19 protein-coding genes are annotated in these 17193 nt (G+C 60.4%); 16 read left to right on the top strand and 3 right to left on the bottom strand.

Features of this window, described 5'->3' with window-relative positions:
• Nucleotides 1-313 precede the first annotated feature (313 nt).
• The 3 genes from GR702_RS08110 to GR702_RS08120 all read left to right on the top strand — a co-directional run bounded on the left by GR702_RS08110 (nucleotide 314) and on the right by GR702_RS08120 (nucleotide 3160).
• Nucleotides 314-799: a hypothetical protein gene (locus GR702_RS08110; RefSeq protein WP_202408152.1), complete on the top strand. Its 486-nt coding sequence runs from the start codon at nucleotides 314-316 to the stop codon at nucleotides 797-799.
• Between the two features lie 28 nt (nucleotides 800-827).
• Nucleotides 828-1604, top strand: a complete 777-nt coding sequence (locus GR702_RS08115; RefSeq protein WP_137710414.1) for an NYN domain-containing protein — start codon at nucleotides 828-830, stop codon at nucleotides 1602-1604.
• A 92-nt stretch (nucleotides 1605-1696) separates the two neighbouring features.
• Nucleotides 1697-3160: an ADP-ribosylglycohydrolase family protein gene (locus GR702_RS08120; RefSeq protein WP_160985488.1), complete on the top strand. Its 1464-nt coding sequence runs from the start codon at nucleotides 1697-1699 to the stop codon at nucleotides 3158-3160.
• Between the two features lie 193 nt (nucleotides 3161-3353).
• On the opposite strand, the gene GR702_RS08125 is transcribed toward GR702_RS08120, so the two are convergent.
• Complete coding sequence (locus GR702_RS08125; RefSeq protein WP_160985489.1) at nucleotides 3354-4466, bottom strand: IS110 family RNA-guided transposase; 1113 nt, start codon at nucleotides 4464-4466, stop codon at nucleotides 3354-3356.
• A gap of 120 nt (nucleotides 4467-4586) precedes the next feature.
• On the opposite strand from GR702_RS08125, the gene GR702_RS08130 reads away from it, so the two are divergent.
• From GR702_RS08130 to GR702_RS08150, 5 genes are all read left to right on the top strand, one after another.
• Nucleotides 4587-5198: a S24 family peptidase gene (locus GR702_RS08130; protein ID WP_160985490.1), complete on the top strand. Its 612-nt coding sequence runs from the start codon at nucleotides 4587-4589 to the stop codon at nucleotides 5196-5198.
• 520 nt (nucleotides 5199-5718) lie between these two features.
• Complete coding sequence (locus tag GR702_RS08135; RefSeq protein WP_226949049.1) at nucleotides 5719-7098, top strand: integrase family protein; 1380 nt, start codon at nucleotides 5719-5721, stop codon at nucleotides 7096-7098.
• Nucleotides 7099-7571: 473 nt separating this feature from the next.
• Entirely contained in the window at nucleotides 7572-8027 is a 456-nt protein-coding gene (locus tag GR702_RS08140) for a helix-turn-helix domain-containing protein (RefSeq protein ID WP_144033782.1), read from the top strand.
• 115 nt (nucleotides 8028-8142) lie between these two features.
• Nucleotides 8143-8895: a hypothetical protein gene (locus tag GR702_RS08145; protein ID WP_048575835.1), complete on the top strand. Its 753-nt coding sequence runs from the start codon at nucleotides 8143-8145 to the stop codon at nucleotides 8893-8895.
• A gap of 129 nt (nucleotides 8896-9024) precedes the next feature.
• Nucleotides 9025-9360, top strand: a complete 336-nt coding sequence (locus tag GR702_RS08150) for a hypothetical protein (protein WP_237449622.1) — start codon at nucleotides 9025-9027, stop codon at nucleotides 9358-9360.
• 117 nt (nucleotides 9361-9477) lie between these two features.
• On the opposite strand, the gene GR702_RS08155 is transcribed toward GR702_RS08150, so the two are convergent.
• Both GR702_RS08155 and GR702_RS08160 read right to left on the bottom strand, forming a co-directional pair.
• Nucleotides 9478-9702 (bottom strand): hypothetical protein, encoded by a 225-nt coding sequence (locus GR702_RS08155; RefSeq protein ID WP_237449623.1) that lies wholly within the window; start codon nucleotides 9700-9702, stop codon nucleotides 9478-9480.
• A gap of 41 nt (nucleotides 9703-9743) precedes the next feature.
• On the bottom strand, nucleotides 9744-10082 hold the full coding sequence (locus GR702_RS08160) for a hypothetical protein (RefSeq protein ID WP_048575834.1): 339 nt from the start codon (nucleotides 10080-10082) through the stop codon (nucleotides 9744-9746).
• Between the two features lie 265 nt (nucleotides 10083-10347).
• On the opposite strand from GR702_RS08160, the gene GR702_RS08165 reads away from it, so the two are divergent.
• The 8 genes from GR702_RS08165 (at nucleotide 10348) to GR702_RS08200 (ending at nucleotide 17111) form a co-directional block, all read left to right on the top strand.
• Entirely contained in the window at nucleotides 10348-11262 is a 915-nt protein-coding gene (locus tag GR702_RS08165; protein ID WP_082166042.1) for a DUF7146 domain-containing protein, read from the top strand.
• Nucleotides 11263-11352: 90 nt separating this feature from the next.
• Nucleotides 11353-12990: a PRTRC system ParB family protein gene (locus tag GR702_RS08170; RefSeq protein ID WP_048575832.1), complete on the top strand. Its 1638-nt coding sequence runs from the start codon at nucleotides 11353-11355 to the stop codon at nucleotides 12988-12990.
• Between the two features lie 36 nt (nucleotides 12991-13026).
• The gene (locus GR702_RS08175; protein ID WP_048575831.1) at nucleotides 13027-13461 is read left to right on the top strand and encodes a PRTRC system protein E; all 435 of its coding nucleotides are present in this window, start codon (nucleotides 13027-13029) and stop codon (nucleotides 13459-13461) included.
• Between the two features lie 47 nt (nucleotides 13462-13508).
• Nucleotides 13509-13715: a PRTRC system protein C gene (locus GR702_RS08180; protein WP_048575830.1), complete on the top strand. Its 207-nt coding sequence runs from the start codon at nucleotides 13509-13511 to the stop codon at nucleotides 13713-13715.
• 184 nt (nucleotides 13716-13899) lie between these two features.
• On the top strand, nucleotides 13900-14880 hold the full coding sequence (locus GR702_RS08185) for a hypothetical protein (RefSeq protein WP_237449624.1): 981 nt from the start codon (nucleotides 13900-13902) through the stop codon (nucleotides 14878-14880).
• An 8-nt stretch (nucleotides 14881-14888) separates the two neighbouring features.
• Nucleotides 14889-15704, top strand: a complete 816-nt coding sequence (locus GR702_RS08190) for a PRTRC system protein B (protein ID WP_048575828.1) — start codon at nucleotides 14889-14891, stop codon at nucleotides 15702-15704.
• On the top strand, nucleotides 15701-16363 hold the full coding sequence (locus tag GR702_RS08195; RefSeq protein ID WP_048575827.1) for a PRTRC system protein A: 663 nt from the start codon (nucleotides 15701-15703) through the stop codon (nucleotides 16361-16363). Before GR702_RS08190 ends, GR702_RS08195 begins: the two co-directional genes overlap by 4 nt.
• Nucleotides 16353-17111 (top strand): PRTRC system ThiF family protein, encoded by a 759-nt coding sequence (locus GR702_RS08200; RefSeq protein WP_160985492.1) that lies wholly within the window; start codon nucleotides 16353-16355, stop codon nucleotides 17109-17111. The genes GR702_RS08195 and GR702_RS08200 overlap by 11 nt, the downstream gene beginning before the upstream one ends.
• Nucleotides 17112-17193 lie beyond the last annotated feature (82 nt).

Consider the following 17193-nt stretch of genomic DNA (forward strand, 5'->3'; position numbering starts at 1 on the left):
CCCTATTGCTGGACCGATGCCAACGCCGCGCAAACCTCGTTCGAACTGAGCAGCATCGCAAGCGCCGCCTGATCGTCCAAATTACAGCCCCGTTCTCAAGGCCACGTGGGGGATTTTTACCGCTTACGAAGGAGCATCCGGCGTGAGGGCTCAAGGCCAGCTAATCACCGCTGTCGATATGGCCATTGCGAGTGGAATAGATCCGAAGCGCTTTCGAGCTGCCCTTCGAGCCGCAAGTCTCGATTGGCATCCGAACAACGGACGTTGGGAGGTCGTGCGAGGGAGCTATGAGCACCAAGACATGGAACGGGTCATGGCGCAGCTAAGTGAAGGGAGTGTCAGGCTCCGATCGACTCCAAAGGCTGTACAAGGCACTGCCGATGCCGGAATTCGTGACGAGCATTACGTGCTCGATCTTTGCGACGCAGTTCTCGGGCTGAAGGCCGTGCGACAGCATTGCTTCCCGTTTCTGACCGGAGATCCAGATCAGCGCGGTCACCGGAAGCCATTGCCTGTCGATGGCTTTTATCCTGCTCTTGGCCTTGTAGTGGAATATCATGAGCGCCAACACCGTGAACGTGTCGGATTCTTCGACGATAAACCAACGGTTTCCGGGGTGCCTCGAGGCGAACAGCGCCGACTATATGATGAGCGGCGCGCCGATTTTCTGCCGAGGCATGGCTACAGTTTAGTAGTTCTCGAGGTGGATGAATTCGCACATGATAGAGCCAAGCGCTTGCTCAGGATCCCTGACGACCAGGCCGTTGTTAGCCGGCGCCTTCAAAGTTTTATAGGCTGATTAATGAATATCAAGGCAATGGTGCAGAATGGCCAATGAACCTCGCACCCCACGTCTTGCTGTCTTGATTGACGCAGACAATGCATCTTCCCGGATCGCACCGCGCCTCTTCGAAGAGATTGCAAAGATCGGTGAGGCAAGTGTCCGCCGCATTTATGGCGATTTCTCCGGAACCAGGCTTAAATCCTGGGCCGACGTTCTCGCCACTCATGCGATCAAGGCCCACCAGAACTTTGCGTACACCAGCGGAAAGAATGCCTCGGATATTGCTTTGGTCATCGACGCGATGGATCTTTTGCACACCGGTCGTTTTGACGGGTTTTGCCTTGTCTCCTCCGACAGTGATTTTACCGGCTTGGCGTCGCGTATCCGTGAGCAGGGCATAGATGTCTACGGCTTCGGAGAGCAGAAAACTCCAGAGAGCTTTCGACAAGCTTGTCGCCGCTTCATCTACACTGAGAACCTGCTGCCAGAGGCGCCAACGTCAGATGAGCCAGGCCGACAAGATGCTCGTCCGGCTAGTGCAAAGAAGTCGCCCACTGCTGCTGCCCCTTTGATCCGAACTGCCATCTCACAGCTCGATGATGAAGGGGGCTGGGTGCCTCTTGGGCGGGTGGGCCAACGCCTTGCAGCGCTCGCTTCAGACTTTGACCCCCGAACCTATGGTGAAAGCAAGCTGAGCGATCTGGTCGAGAAGGCAGGCAGCTTTGAATCTCGCAGAACCGAGACCGGGCATTTGCAAATCCGGGTCTCTCCGTCTGGGAAGGCGGGCCAACCTAAACCCAAAAAGGCAACAGCCGGATGAAAGCCGGGCTTCGCCCCGGCGCCACCAATACCTGTCAGGTGCCTTAGGCATATACGACCGATAATGTCGTACATGGGTCATATCAAAGCGCGATGAGCAGAAATCTTCGAACAAGCACCACTGATCCGATCCAGATCCCTACACTTCCGGCCGCATCAGGACGCATCGGCATATCCTTCTGTCCAGGAAAGCAAGGGCCTGCGCTCGCTGGCTTTACTTGGAAGCGTGATCTTGCGACCGATCTAGACGCGGTGCGTGGGTGGGGGGCTGCTGCCGTCGTCTCTTTGATTGAAAAGCACGAGATGGGTCTGCTGGGAGTCGCGGATCTAGAAGCTGCGGTTGTTGCGCGAGGGATGGAATGGCTTCATCTGCCGATCCCAGACGTTACGGCTCCGGGCGAAGATTTCGAGCAAAGATGGCGGACGGCCGGAGCGCGGCTGCGCGGCTTGCTCATCAACGGGAACGGCATTTTCATCCACTGCCGCGGCGGGCTCGGTCGGGCCGGTACTGTGGCAGCGAGGCTGCTAGTCGAACTTGGCCTTGCTGACGCTAGCAGTGCGATCGCTCACGTTCGCCGCGTCAGGCCTGGCGCCATTGAGACGAAGGCACAAGAAGATCACTTGCGAGAGATCGAGCGTATCTATGATCGGTCATATGGCTGTTTGGTTGGACTGGCGGTCGGAGATGCTGTGGGGACGACGCTCGAGTTCAAGCCGCGCGACAGCTATGCTCACATTACGGACATGGTCGGGGGAGGGCCATTCGGCTTGGATGCCGGGACCTGGACCGATGACACCTCCATGGCCCTGGCGCTGGGAGAAGCTCTGCTCGCCAGCGCGGCCAAGGGCTCGGCTTTTGAGCCGGGAGAAGCACAACGGCGCTTTGTCGATTGGTGGAGGAACGGCGCCTTCAGTCCCACGGGCAGTTGTTTCGATATCGGGATCGCAACCCGGCAGGCCCTTTCTCGGTTCGAGGAAACGGGCGACCCGATTGCCGGCTCGACCGATCCGTACTCAGCAGGCAACGGCTCACTAATGAGGCTCGCGCCAGTCGCGATCTGGGGGATACAGCAAGATCCCGCAGTAGTGACACGAGTAGCCCGCCGACAGAGCATGACCACGCACGCTGCAGATGCGTGCCTCGATGCCTGTGAAGCGTATGCACTGGTCTTGCGGGCGGCTATCCTAGGTGCCGACTTTGAGGATGCACTGGCGGTTCCCTTGGGCGAATATGGACCAGAGGTCGGTCCAATCATGGCCGGTAGCTGGCGCGGGAAAGCACGCGATCAGATTGCGAGCAGCGGATTCGTAGCGCACAGCCTCGAAGCAGCGATCTGGTCCGTGGCAAACACGACGAGCTTCGATGACGCAGTGCTGTTGGCAGCCAACCTCGGTGACGATGCCGACACTACTGCCGCAATTGCGGGGCAGTTGGCCGGCGCAATTTACGGCGCGTCGTCGATCCGCCGATCATGGCTAGAAAAGCTGGCATGGCGCGACAAAATTGAGAATCTCGCGCGTAATCTGGCGTTCCCGGCAGTCGCGCCATCAAGCTAGCGTCGCGGCCGGGACACGGCATCGATCGGAAGCGTTGCTGCCCGGTCCGCATTGAATCCCGTGGGCGCCTAAGGTGTCATTATTGATGCCCTAAGGCCGAATTGGCGGATAATGGGTCAGCTTTGACGCTTTACGGAAGGCCGCCGGCAGCGGGATCAGACGGCAGGCTTGGCCCAATTACCTACAACGGGATCTAGGTCCCAGAAATACGTACGGGGTCCAAGCCTGCCTCCTCCGTCTGGAGGAACCGCGGTTTCGATTTGCCCGGATCAAACGAGGCGCCCGTCTTCCACATTGCCATCATGATCACAGCGAGCTTCCTTGCGACGGCAACGCGAGCTTTAAGAAATCCTATCTTGGTTGCCAGTTGCAGGCCCCAAGTGCGCAACGTACTTTCGGTTTTGATTGTGCGAAGCAGCACGGTGGCTGCTGTGATTAGGTGCGACCTGGTCAGCTTGTTTCCGTATCGGCTGATTCGGCCACGGCGCGCAGTGACGCCGGATTGATATAGATTCGGTGTGAGGCCGAGATAAGGTCCGACATCTCGATTGTTCTTAAATCGGTATGGGTCCCCTACAGCGCTGTAAAATGACAGCGCCGTAATTGTCCCAACGCCAGGAATTGTCTGAAATCTGGCGCAAACCGGGATGCTGGCAGCCATTGTGCGCATCTTTCGATCCATATCCAAGATATGAGAGCGCAGATCTTCTCCCATCCTGACCAGAGGATCCACATCGACGCGGATCGTCACGCCGTTGGTGCTCAAAAGCCTGAGTTGGTTCGCGACTTCAGCCGCGAGCGATCCTCGCCCATTCAGGAGCTTGATGCTGGCACCGTGCAATCTGAAAATGGACTGTAGCAGCGCATCTGTCCTGGCTCGATGCTTTAGCAGGGTTCGACGGATGTTGATCATTATCCGGATGTCCTGGTGCTCCACCGGTTTGATGAAAACATGGGGACCGAAGGACTGCGCCAGTCGGCCAAGCTCAGCGAGACCTTTGGCATCGTTCGCATCAGTCTTTTGACGTCGGATAGCCAGGAATTTGCTTGATTTGCGAACGTCGACGACTTGAACGGGAAGCCCGAACGAATGGAGATCCCGAACCATTTGAGTGCCGACACCGGCCTCGATCGTAACGGACTGGACTGGCTCAACGCCGAACCGTCGAAGGATATCTCTTATCGGAGCGGCACGGGTCTCAGTCATTGCCTCGAAGAATGCGTGGCCTTCGGCATCGACGAGGCAGACCGCAGTCTCCTGGTGGCCGGCGTCGAGGCCGACCCAATAGCGCAGGTGCCGTGGCATTTTTGCTCCCGTGTGGCGTTTGCTTCCTTCGCTTGCCCTACTGACCTTGTCGGGTCTGTCCGACTAGGATTCGTCCTCTGGCATGTGATAGAGAGGTAGGAAATCGAAGGAGATGATAGGATGGAGCCGCGGGAGGCCTTGGATAGCCTAATCAGCGAGCGAGGAGAGACCTACGCTTCGATCTCGCGCCTCCTCGGGAGAAACTCGGCGTACATCCAGCAGTTCATCAAACGAGGTTCTCCAGCCCGCCTTGACCAAAGCGACATAGCGCTGCTGGCATTGCATTTTGACGTTCCCGTAGAGGTGCTGGGTGGAAAGGAGGGGCCAACAGTCGGGCAGCGTTCGATAGTCAAAGTCCCCTTGCTGAACGGGACAGGTAACGATTCACGCTCACAATGGCGGCTGGTTGATGCGGCTTGGCTAGGTCGGCTGTGTAATCAGCCAGCCAGTGCCGCAATCTTGCCAATTGTTGGTGAGGCGATGGAGCCGACCCTCTGCAATGGCGACGAGGTGATGATTAGACGAGTTCGCTTCCAGGAGAGCGTGCGTGAAGGCCTTTATGCCATCCGTGGGTCTTCTGAAATCTTCGTGAGGCGGATAGCGATCGACCCAACGAGGAATCGTCTGACCGTTCTTACCGACCACCCCGCATATCCGAGTTGGCAGGGCATCCAGCGCAAGGGCGTCGATATTGTCGGCCGGGTGATCTGGATCGGAGCTCGGGTGGCCTAGCTGTCATTATGACACCGTGCTGCCTGAGGCTCTAAGCGGCCATCCCAGCGTGCGATGCTGGAGCGGAGCAAGATGGGATTAGCAGTCGCGCTGGCTGGGAGGTGAAACGACGACTCGCCCAAGCGCAGTCGGACAAAGCACAGGCCATGAATCGTTCACCGTGAACGCTGATGTGTGGAGGCTGAGCAGCCGCAGCGCCGAATTAGCGCGCTGCTACCTAGAGAGCTACCTAGCACAAAAACGCTCTCAACCGCCCGATCAGACGAGCTTCGTATCTGATTGAAAAGTAAGGGGAAGGTGGTGGACGCACTAGGGCTCGAACCTAGGACCCGCTGATTAAGAGAAATTGGATTCGGCGTCTCGCGGTGGAACATGGAGTAACCTTGGGGCACATCGTGTCACCTATGAAGTCTATGATTTCCCTTTATTTTCCTACCTTTTCCCGGCAATATCCTGAGCAAGCTGAAATGGGGCATTACTTCCGATTTGCTGCACAGTTTGCTGCACACTTGAGGCTGCTATGGCTACAAAAAAATTCTCTGATCCGTGGCTCCGAGGGCTGAAAGCTGCTGAGCCTGGGTCTCGCGATGAGTGGATGGACGAAATCGAGGCTGGGTTGATCGTTCGCGTCAATCCGAAGCGCCGGGTGTCGTTTCTTCTCATGGCGCGATTTCCAGGAGGTGATGGCACAACGCTGCACGCTAGCCGGCGTGTTCTCGGAGATTATTGCCCGGCTGACGCGAAGGACCGCGTGTATGTCGTCGCTAAGGGCGTCTGTAGACTCACACTAGACGCCGCTCGCCAGAAGGCGCGCGAATGGAAGGCGATAATCGCCGAGGGTAGGGATCCCGGCAAACCTGAGGCTGAGGCTGAGGCTGAACCTGAAGTTGAATCAGACACCATCGCGTCGGTTTTCGCCGAGTATTTTAAGCGCCATGTTATGAAAGAGGGGCAGAAAGACGGTCGCGGCAAGCCACTCGCGCCGCTGCGGTCCGCCAGCGAAATCCAACGGATATTTGACCACTACATCTTCGCCGATCTCGACGGCAATGAGCGGTGGCGCGACCGTTTGATCGCATCCATCGCCCGGCGTGATGTGACTAAACTGCTCGATACGATCCAGGATGCCAGCGGTGCAACACAATCAGACGCGGTGCTCGCTCAGCTTAGCGCGATGTTCAATTGGCACGCCGCGCGTGATGATGATTTCGTATCCCCGATCGTGCGGGGGATGAAACGCACCAAGTCATCCGAGCGGAAGCGCAAACGTATCCTCAGCGACGAGGAAATCCGAATTTTCTGGCGAGCGTGCGAGACCCAAGGCACTTTCGGCGCTTTCTGTCAGTCATTGCTCCTGACGCTCCAGCGGCGTGAGAAATTGAGACTTATGCATCGGGACTTCCTCACGTCTGATGGTTTGTGGGCGATTCCGACCGAAGATCGTGAGAAGGGCAACGCCGAGTATATCAGGCTGCCTCCTATGGTTATGCAGATCGTTCGCAAGCAGCCTACTAGTGCAAGCGCTCCCTTTATCTTCCAAGGACGCTTGAAAGGGCCGATCAATGGCTTCACCAAGGACAAGGCGGCGCTCGATGCCAAGATGGAGGAGATCGCTGGCCATCCGATCCCGCATTGGGTGTTGCACGATTTGCGACGCACTGGAAAAACACTGATGATCCGATCTGGCGTCTCCCCGCACGTCTCCGAGCGGGTGATGGGGCATGTTATACCTGGCGTGGAAGGTGTCTACGATCAGTATGAGTATCTGGCTGAAAAGACGGCCGCCCTTAGAAAGCTGGCAGCGTTGGTGGCGCGGATTCTCAATCCGAAAGACAATATCGTTTCGCTGAAGCCCGGGCTTCGATCCAAATCGCTTACCAAGAAAAAGGCCTCGGGATAGATCGAGAACCCTTTGCCCATTACCTACGGGGATCGAACCGGATTTTGGGGACACTACAGGGGATCGGAGGGGAAATAAACCACTATTTTTCAATAGTCAGCTTGCCCTAGATTACCCTCCATTACCCTAAATGTGCCACGAAATGTGCCACGGAGCACGCCGACCCGTGGCGCTGAAAAGCCAGCTAACGCGTCGCATCTGAAAGTTCAAGCTAATGCGCTGGTTCGACGTCGCACGTCTTGTCAGGCGCTGATGAGCCACCGTGCCAATCTGCGGACGAGATCAGCGAAAATGTCTCGCGATGTTAACCACATCCATAGCGAATATCCCCTCATAACGACACATTGCCGCACGATGGAATTCGTGCATGATGCCCTTGGAACATTCCGTTCCATACAGTGGGGGACAATCAAGAGCGGGACATCGACGCGGTTCGCGCGATGATACTCGCGATGGGACGGAGAGCGATGCCCATGAAACACGATGCTCAAATTGAACCTATGCTGGACGAGCACGGTCGCCCAGCCGTTTTCGCGCCTCTTTGCAGGTCGATCATCAAGGCAAGAGCGACGTCGACAGCAACGTTCGGCTCACTCTGCTCAGATCCTGGAAGTGAGATGCTTCTCGACCTCTACTGGCGCGAAAGTCAGGGCCTGAAGACATCTCTAACCAGCTTGTGGCTTGCGTCCAAAGCATCCGAGATGACGGGCCGTCGGTGCCTGGCGGTGATGGAGGAGCAGAACATTGTCGAGCGGATGCCTGACCCTTCCGATGGACGCCGGGTCAATGTGCGGTTCACGTCGGAGGGCCGCAAGAAGATGGATGCCTGTTTTAGCGCCCTTTTGCTCGGCTACGCCGAAACCTGTCGGGATTGCGCTTGCAGTTGCAATGATGGACCGACTTCACAGGACTGCAAGCCGTTGGAGTAACGTGCCATTCTGCACTCTGATCGGCGACCTCCCTGCCGCTTCCACATATTGGAGGCGATGATAAGAACCCGCGGTGGAGCGCTGGCGGGTGGCCATGGTAAGGTTTTGTCCGTGTATGGCGATAATCATCTATTCGTCAGAACGGATATGGCATGCCGATCTGATATTTGGATCGGCGGAGGAATGCATGAATGCGGAAGATGCTATAGAGTTCAGTCGCAGTAAACTCGCACGCGACATCGCGCGGCTGCTCAACGGGCAATCGCGGACAGAACGACGTGCCATTCTCACAATGGCAAACAATATTCTGGACGCGGTTGATCGAGAGCCACTGTCACCACCGTGCGATGCCGACCTTGAACCTTCAGGTAGAGCCGACCCGGCGATCGAGGCCTTAGCCGCCTGGCACCTTATCCTACCCCGCACACGCAACTGCCTGATACACGATGCAGCCTTCGACCTTGGCGGTGAGACGTTGCGCCTCAGCAATGTAGCGACCCGATCGCACGAAAGCCTCGTGTTGATCGGCGGATTTGGCCGGATCTCCTATTATGATCTTGCCAGGATCATGAAGCGCTATGGCTGGGGTTTTAGTGCTCGACTTCCCGGACAATCGGCCGTGCCGGCACATTTCTTTCGGGACCCGGAGGGCGGTCTTGCCGCTGTGGACCGTGAGCTTAACGCGTATAGGCGTAGCCATGCGTTCGACGTGCATCTCCGCGAGACGAAGCAGCGCGAGAATCTGACTTACGAACAGGTGGCCAAGCGCTGCGGAGTGTCGGCGCAGGCAGCGAAAGAACGAATTCGAAGGGCACGCTATCTCGAGGACAAACGGACCGAATTTCCTTTGCCCAACGGTGCCTTCTAACTGCCTGGTCGTACAATCTGGCCGGAAGGACAAACGATGGATCAACGCGTCATCGATCTTTGGGATCGGCTCATGTCCTATGGCGAAGGAGATGCGGTCCCGCGCCCCGCATTCCGTAATGAGGTATAGGTGCTGCATGAAGCGATCACCGATGAGCAGAGTCGGCTTGGCCTCATGCGGATATTCAATTTTATATGCGATCTGGTGGCAGCGCATCTCGAAGATGCAGGTGGTAATCTTGAAGCCTTCGCTCCACCGGCAGGACCAGATATGGATTTCCTGCGCGCCGAAAGCCTTGTCGACGGCGTGCTGGACTGGAGCCGGCTGCGTTATGTGACCGAGCGCGAGGTACTGGCGAGCCGCGTGACAGCAGATGATCCGCTACGTCGTTACGCATTGGGCGACGATTTCGCCTTTGATGAATTTCGTGGAACGCCACCCCCGACGAGGCCGCTCCGCCATTGAGACAACGATTCTTGGCACCTCGATATTGGGGGACGTGTCAAGATACCGAATAGCGACTGGTGGGTTATTGCAGCGTCTCCCGCTGCTGGGCCAGAATTCTGCAATAGCCGACCTCCGTCATCCACTTCGCGCGGCGCAGATGATCTTTCCAGCAATGCAGAGTCCGCTCCGGCTCGGCGATCGGATCACGGTGTAGCACGACCGGGCAACCTCTTGCCAATCCGCGCCCGCGACGTCGGCGCCCAATAGCCGGAAATATGTGATGGTATGCTGATCGTCATAGGGCGTGATGTTGTCCGACCAAGGCACTTCGTCGGCAACACTTGGATCAAGTTCGATCATCGGTCTCTTCACCTTGCCTGTCCTTTGAGTCGGATCGCCCACTAGTTTGTCGTCTTTGGCGTTCCGTTGGCGTGATTCAACTCGAGGAGAAGCCAGTCTCGAAACTTGCCCATATATTCTCCCGTATCCGCGACAATCTGCGCCACCAGATCCTCACTGAGATCATCCTTTGTCAGATCGAGATCACGAAGAGCGCTCGCCACCATATGGCGCTGAAAGACATATATGGCGTTGCGGATGTATCCGCGCACAATTGTTTCGATCGCTTTGTCATCACCTTTTGCGGCATGGATAAGCTTTTCTATCGCCAAAACCGTAGGATTTGGCTCATCAATCGTCTGCCGCATTTCCGGCGTCAGCTTCCTTTCCAGTTCGGCCATAGATTACTCCGGATCGCTTGCTCATGGCATGTCGGAATATTCGCACGGACATACCAGGCGGACAAGGCCTAGCTGCGGCGAACTCCCGTCGGACTTCCTTCCGCAGTAGGACCATCCATTCTTCAATCGAGATCACACGAGGTGCGGACTGTGCGGAAGGTTCGCTTCGCTGTCTGTCACAGACCTCCTGATCTCACGTCGCGTCACCATTCCGGAAGGGGAGGGGGCTTGGGTTGGAGGATAGCCTTCAGCTGGAGTTTTTCTCATGGCCCTTTCGCGGACCAGCGCCGATCCCCGCTTGCATGCGGCCGCCGCCAGCATCGTCAAATCCCTGGGCGGCGAATGGAAGCCATCGGGTGCAATGTGCCGTTGCCCCGCCCATGACGATCATCGCCCGAGCCTTTCTGTCCGGGTCGGTGAACGCGGTATCCTGTTCAAATGCTTTGCGGGGTGCTCCACCATCGAAGTCATTCGCGCGCTTCGCGGTGACCAGCACCGCATCCCTTCGAACGAAGGCGGTCGCACCATGCCCGATGGGCAAGAGCGCCAACTCTCGGGACGGATACGCTCTCTCTGGAGGGAAGCCGGTCCGATTGGCGATACACCGGCCGAAGTTTATCTCGCATCTCGCAGACTGGCTGGTTCGTATCCCTCGCTCCGCTATCACGATCGGGTTCCCTACGGGCGCGGGGAAAACGTCTGCTTCCGCCCCGCGCTGCTTGCCGCTGTGGAGTGCGATACCGGCGTCATAGCTCTGGAGCGGCTCTTCCTCGATCCTCGCACTGGTCTGCCGATCGCCGACCTCGATCCCCCGAAACGGCTGCTGGGCCGACCCCTCGGCGGCGCGGTTCGCTTTGGTACCGCAACTTCCGTGCTCGGCCTCGCTGAGGGGTGGGAGACCGCATGGTCCGCGCATCTTCGGCTGGGCATTCCGGTTTGGGCCGCGTTGGGGTCCGATCGCTTGCCTCTGGTCACAATACCCGAGCGGGTCGAGCATCTTATTCTCCTCCCTGACGATGATCCTCCGGGTCGCCGTTGCGCGCGACGCGCCCGGCAGGCGCACACGCGGCCGGGTCTTGTGATCGAGACCAGGTTTCCCGGCGGCGGCTTCAACGACTGGAACGACCTGCATCGCGCAGAAGGGAGAGAGGGAAGGAGGTGGTTGGAGCAGGTGGCCTGACGGTCGGCTGCGATCCGCACATTCAGGCACGCGCGGCGGGACGCCGAGGCGGCTCTGATCAGCCCGCCAAATTCCACAAGGAGACGAGCCTTGACCTCGCCACAACAGAGCTATCCCGCCACACTGTCGCTATCCAGAATCGTGAAGGGCGACAATCCCCGCCGCTACTTCGACCGGAAAAAGCACGAGGAAATGGTCGCCTCGATCCGGCTGCGCGGCATTATTCAGCCCATATTGCTCCGCCCGAGAGCCGACGTCTTCGCCATCGTCTGCGGAGAGCGCCGTTACCGGGCGGGGCTAGAGGTCTACGGCGCCGACGGCGAAGTGCCAGTCATCATCCGCGAGATGACGGACCAGGAAGCCCTCGAAGCCGCGATCGCCGAGAACGACGATCGTGACGATCCTTCCGAGACCGAGCAGGCGGATGCCGCTGTCCGCTACCTTGCCGCGTGCCAGGGCGACCGGGCCGAGGCCATACGGCGGCTCGGATGGTCGCGCGATAAGTTCGATCGCCGCCTTGCGCTCGCCAATCTCTCCGAGGTGGTCAAAACCGCGCTCGACGAACGCCGGATCAAGCTCGGCCATGCTGAACTGCTCGCTGCGGTTCCCGGCGACAAGCAGGACAAGGCCCTCGATACGATCCTGAAAGCCGCTCTCGATGTGAACAAGACGCGCGAACTGCTTATGCGCGTCACGCAGCATCTCGGCGGCGCGCGCTTCGACAAAAGTGAATGCACGAGCTGCCCGTTCAACTCGGCCACGCAGCGCGCGCTTTTCGAAACTCATGTCGACGACGGCTATTGCACCAACGCGGCGTGCTTCGAACTCAAGACCGAAGCCGCCGAGGTGATCCGTTTCGAACAGGAAGAACGCGCCGCGAAGGCCGCACGGGCCGCGGCTCCACCCCCCGTCGAGACGGACGACGGTGACGATCATAGTGATGGGATCGAGGACACCACGTCATCGCCCGACACTCAGCCGCGTTCCGACGCTACCACCTTGAACTTGGATGGCGCCGGTACGCGCGCCGCGACGCCCGCCGCCCCGGTCAAGCCCGCAACCAGCGCCAGTGCGGCGGACAAGCCAGCTGTCACCGCCAGGTCGATCGCAGCCCGCACCACCGAGCTTCGCGAGGCGATGTGGCGAACCGCGCTTGCCCGGGCGCTCGCCGGCAATGCCGAGCAGGCTCGCACGACCATCCTTGTCGCGGCGATGTCGGGCACGCTCTCGCAGATCAAGTCCAATACGCTGACGTCGCGCGCCGGCCTGCTGGTCGGCCCCGAGTTTCCGGAGCTCGACTACAGCGCCCAGATCACCGCGATCCGCGCGCTGCCCGACGCCCGCGCGGCGAATGTGCTGTCCGTCATCGGCGCCGCCTACGCCAAGGATGTGGTCAGTTTCGGCCATGTCGCCGATCTCGCCAGGATGTTCGAGGTCGACCTTCGGCCAAGCTGGCAGGTCGATCAGTCGTTTCTCGAGCGATACACGAAGGGCGAGCTCAAATTCATCGCCCAGGAATGCGGCCTTGTCGCACATGTAGGCGAGAAGCGGTTCGCGAAGATGCTCGCCTCAAAGAAGCCCGAGCTGATTACCGGCATGCTCAATCGGATCGGCTTCGATTGGGCCGGGCGCCTGCCGAGCGCCATTACCCTCGACGGCACTTATGGTGCGCCCCCGGACCGCGGTGCCCACCAGGCCGAAGCGCCGATCGCGGAACTCGCTGCCTGACCGGCTTCCCCACACTCCCAGACAAAGGATACCGACATGCTTGTTACAAGCCTGCTCCCGCTGCTCGTCCGCTATTCGCTCGGTCTCGACATGGTCGCCGGACCCGACGAGACCGTCACCCTGACGATCATTCCGCGTAAGGCGGGCCCAAAGTCTGCCGCGCTCGACGGCAGCGAGACCCGGCCAATCTCGATCACGGCCAGCGCCGAGGAGATCGATGCCGAATTGGCGCGCGGCGCGAACGGCGCGCTCGGCCAGCTCATCGCCACGCGCAGGACGCTCGCGGACCAGATTGCCGAGCAGCGGCAGGCGGACGAAGACGCCAGGGCCGCCGCGGCGGAAGCTGCGAAGGCAAAGGCCGCCAAGGCTGCGGCGACCAAGCCGCCCGCTCCGACCAGCCCTCCGAAGATCGAGACGCCGACCAGTCCCCCGGCTGACGCCAAGGCAGATGAACCCGCCACCCTGTTCTGAGCCGATCCGCTCGACCCGTTCCCTCATCACCAACCCGGAGATCTCATATGCAGGTTAATCAACTCACGCGCGCCTATCGCTACGACGGTATCGACCTTCCGGTGCCGCCGCATCTCGCGGGTGACCCGGATGCCCTGCGCGCCTATCACGCCACCCTCTACCCGGCGATAACAAACGCCGAGATGATCGACGTCGGCGTTTCGGGCACGGCGCACGTGACCGAATATCGCCGCGCGGTCGGCACCAAGGGCTGACCCATGCCGCACGCTAAACGCGCGGCTATCCCGGCCGCACCCCGCAAAAGCCTCATCGAATGGATCGAGAACGATGGCAACTCGGCTGATATCTCCCAACCTGCCTGCAGCAGTCAGGCCAAGGCGCTCCATGCGCGGATCCTCTCCGACCCCTATGACGGGAACCGCGAAACCCCGGAACCGCTTGCATGCCCGGCCGGCTTGCCCCTCCCGCCGCTCGGCTGACCTCGCGGGGCGCGCCGTCGCGATCTCGGCGGATGTCCCCGCGATATTCGATGCGCCGCTGCCGCCGCATCACAAGCTGATCGGCCGCTGGGTCGCCGCGCGGGAAGCGTCGTCGGGATTATACACGCGCGCCGCGGCCCGTCAGCATATCGAAGGCATTTTCAACGCCGCCGTGCTCGAGATCCTCGATCCCATCGAAATCGCCGACTTCAGGGTCGCCGTCATTCTCAAGGAGGGGGACGGCACGCCGGCGATTGCCGTGATCTGCCAGAACTTGGGCCAGATCGAACTGGGATGGATCGAAACCGGCGATGCGCCCATTCCCTGGCGCGCCGCCGCATACAGGGCGCTCGAGCAGTGCCTCGGCCGCGTCCTTCCGATCTTCAGCTACGAGGATCTCTTCAACGAGATATCTATCTACTATTGGGATGGCGAGACCGACGACGAACGCGCGCGGCAAAGCCTGATAGCCTATCACGGCGCGGACGCGGACGAGCTCGACGAACTTACGCTGCCGTCCGAAATGAACGCGCGTCGGCCCGAATGGATGATCAAGGAAAACGCGGCGCCTTCAGCGCGGCTCCCATCAGGCCTGCGGCAGAAACTCAAGAGATTTCACGCCGCGCACAAAGCTGTCGGCTCTCTCCGGCCCGAACGCAACGCATGGGACTTCGATCTCGAGGTCGCCTACGACTATATCCCCGGCATCGAGGAATGCTCGTCCCTTCCGCCGCTCACGCTCGTTCCCTTCGATCACTTCGCGCGCGAACTCGATGATGTCGCCCGCAACGGCATGGAGATGGGCTTCATGGAGGTCGCCGGGCTGTGCCCGCTGCGGGATGCACACCACATCGACGACTGGTTCGCGTCCGTACGGCTCGGCGCGGAATTCCTGCTCGCAGCACAAGAGCTGATCCAGGTCGATCCAGCCAAACTCTGAGGTGTCCAATGTCCGAACATTCTACCCAGTTCGAAGCCGCTGGCGGCGGCCTGGTCCTGAGGGGCGCGATCCTGCTCTACCGCAGCGAAGGGCCGCGCAATTTCAGCTCCTATGGTGCCCACCGCGGGGATGCGGGGGCGTTCGCCAGCATGCACGCGGTCGAGCATGACGACGAGGGCCGGCCGACGATAGCCGCGGGCGTTCCGCTCTCTCGCGCGCATCTGCGGCAATGGACCGAAGCCCTCGGGCGGACAGTCCGACCCGAACTCCTGCCCGAAAACATACTGGTCGCTCACCCCGACATGCTTGTCTGGTGGGTTCCCGAACAGGTGCGCCCCGCCTATTTCAACCTGTCGACGCGTTTGGCGGGGCTTCAGGTCCTGACGGAACGAACGGTCGTGCCGGTGCCCTATCCCGCACATCTGTTCATCGCCACCGGGTCGCGCCTCGGTGTCTACGCGCTGCCCGTGAACGAGCGTCCGACCGCCGACACGCGCGTGCTGCACTCACCGATCCTCAACGTCTTCGTCAATGGATCGCTTTGCTGGGGCAATATCCCGACACCGCGCGCGCTCGCCATTTCGTCCATCCCGGAGTTCGAGCGGGCGGTGTTCGACAGTTGGTCGACGCACCCAAATCCGGGACAGGAGTTCACCATCAGCGGCAAGGGCGGCCTCGTCCGGCTCTGGGACGGTCTTGCCGCCCGCCGTGCGAAGCGCTTTCCGATCAAGCGCCTCAAGCCGTTTGGCGCCGGCGCCCGGCAGGGACGGCGCTCATCGACCGAACCAGTAACCGTTGGCAGAATCATCGGAGGCGCGAAATGACCGCCTTGCTCGCCGACGATCCCACGGCTGCCGCGCTCCTTGCCGATGTGCCCTGCTATCCGGTCCCGCTGCATGGCGGATCGCCGGCGCTCGACGCACTACGCGCCGCTCGGGTCGGGCGCGGCCTCGCTGTCGGGACGGATGGCGTCCTCCTGATCCTGCGCCGTCCATGGCTCGCGCTCGACATTCCGGTCACACGGCCGATTGCGGCGCACCTGCCTTATGGTAGCGTCGGCGGCCCAAAGGCAGACCTGCGCTGCGGGTTCATCCCCGCGGGATTCCTCACATCAGTCCTCGAGTCGCTGCGCGCGGCCCTACCGAATGAAAGCGCGGCTTTTATTCTCTGGAACGAGGCCTCGCGCGAGTTCGCCCTGGACTTTCCCGTCATCGACGAGGCCACGCCCTCGCGCCTTGTCTATCGCACGCCGGTCCTGCCGCCCGATTGGCACATGATCTGCGACATCCATAGCCATGGCACCGGGCCGGCCTTCTTCAGCGCCACCGACGATGCCGACGACGCGCACGCGACGAAGATATCGCTCGTGTTCGGCCGGTTGGACCAGCTCGACGGTCCCACAAGAGCGTCGCGCCTCTGCGCCGGCGGCATGTTCCTGCCGCTGCCGCGCAGCCCATTTGCAGGAGACCATCATGCCGCCTGACACCAGCGCCCGCCACTATCTTCCAGCCGCATTCGGCGACCGCACGCTCAAGGTTCTGCTCATAGGCTGCGGCGGCAACGGCGCGCAGATGCTTATGGGACTCGCCTCGCTCGACATGGCGCTGCGCGAGATCTCCTCGCGATCGCTGCACGTCACCGTGGTCGACGACGATATCGTCACCGAGGCCAATCTCGGCCGGCAGCCCTTCTTTCGCTGCGATCTCGGCAATTCAAAGGCGCGGACGCTCATCGAGCGCATCAACCTTGCGCATGGCCTCGCCTGGAAGGCGGTTCACGGACGCGCGCCCGGCAAGGTCGGCGTCGACGGCGCCGATATCCTCATCACCTGTGTCGACACGGCCTCGGCCCGCCGTGCGATCGGAGCGGCGCTTGCTGATGAACGGAACGGTCCCGCCTATTGGATGGACCTCGGCAATCGCTCGAGTGACGGACAGTTTCTGGTTGGCTGCCCCGCACGGGCCGGCGCCAAGGTTCGCGCACGGCTTCCGACCGTACTCGAATATTTCCCCGAACTCGCCGACGACAGCGTGCCTGACGACAACGCCCCGTCCTGTTCTGTTGCCGAGGCGCTTGAACGCCAGTCGCTGTTCGTCAACCGCATCATGGCGAGCCACGCCCTCGCGCTGCTGTTCGACCTGCTCGGCCGGGGCTCGATCGGCCATGCGGGCGGTTTCATCAATCTTGCCAGCGGGCAGGCGGTCCCGATTCCGCTGCCGCGCAACGACTGAAGCCGTATTCGCTCGGACGGCATGTCTTCGACGGCCTGCCGACGGCTCACCATCCGGAAACCGGCCGCCTTTGGGCAACAGC

This window comes from Novosphingobium silvae, from assembly GCF_009856825.1.
Classification (GTDB): domain Bacteria; phylum Pseudomonadota; class Alphaproteobacteria; order Sphingomonadales; family Sphingomonadaceae; genus Novosphingobium; species Novosphingobium silvae.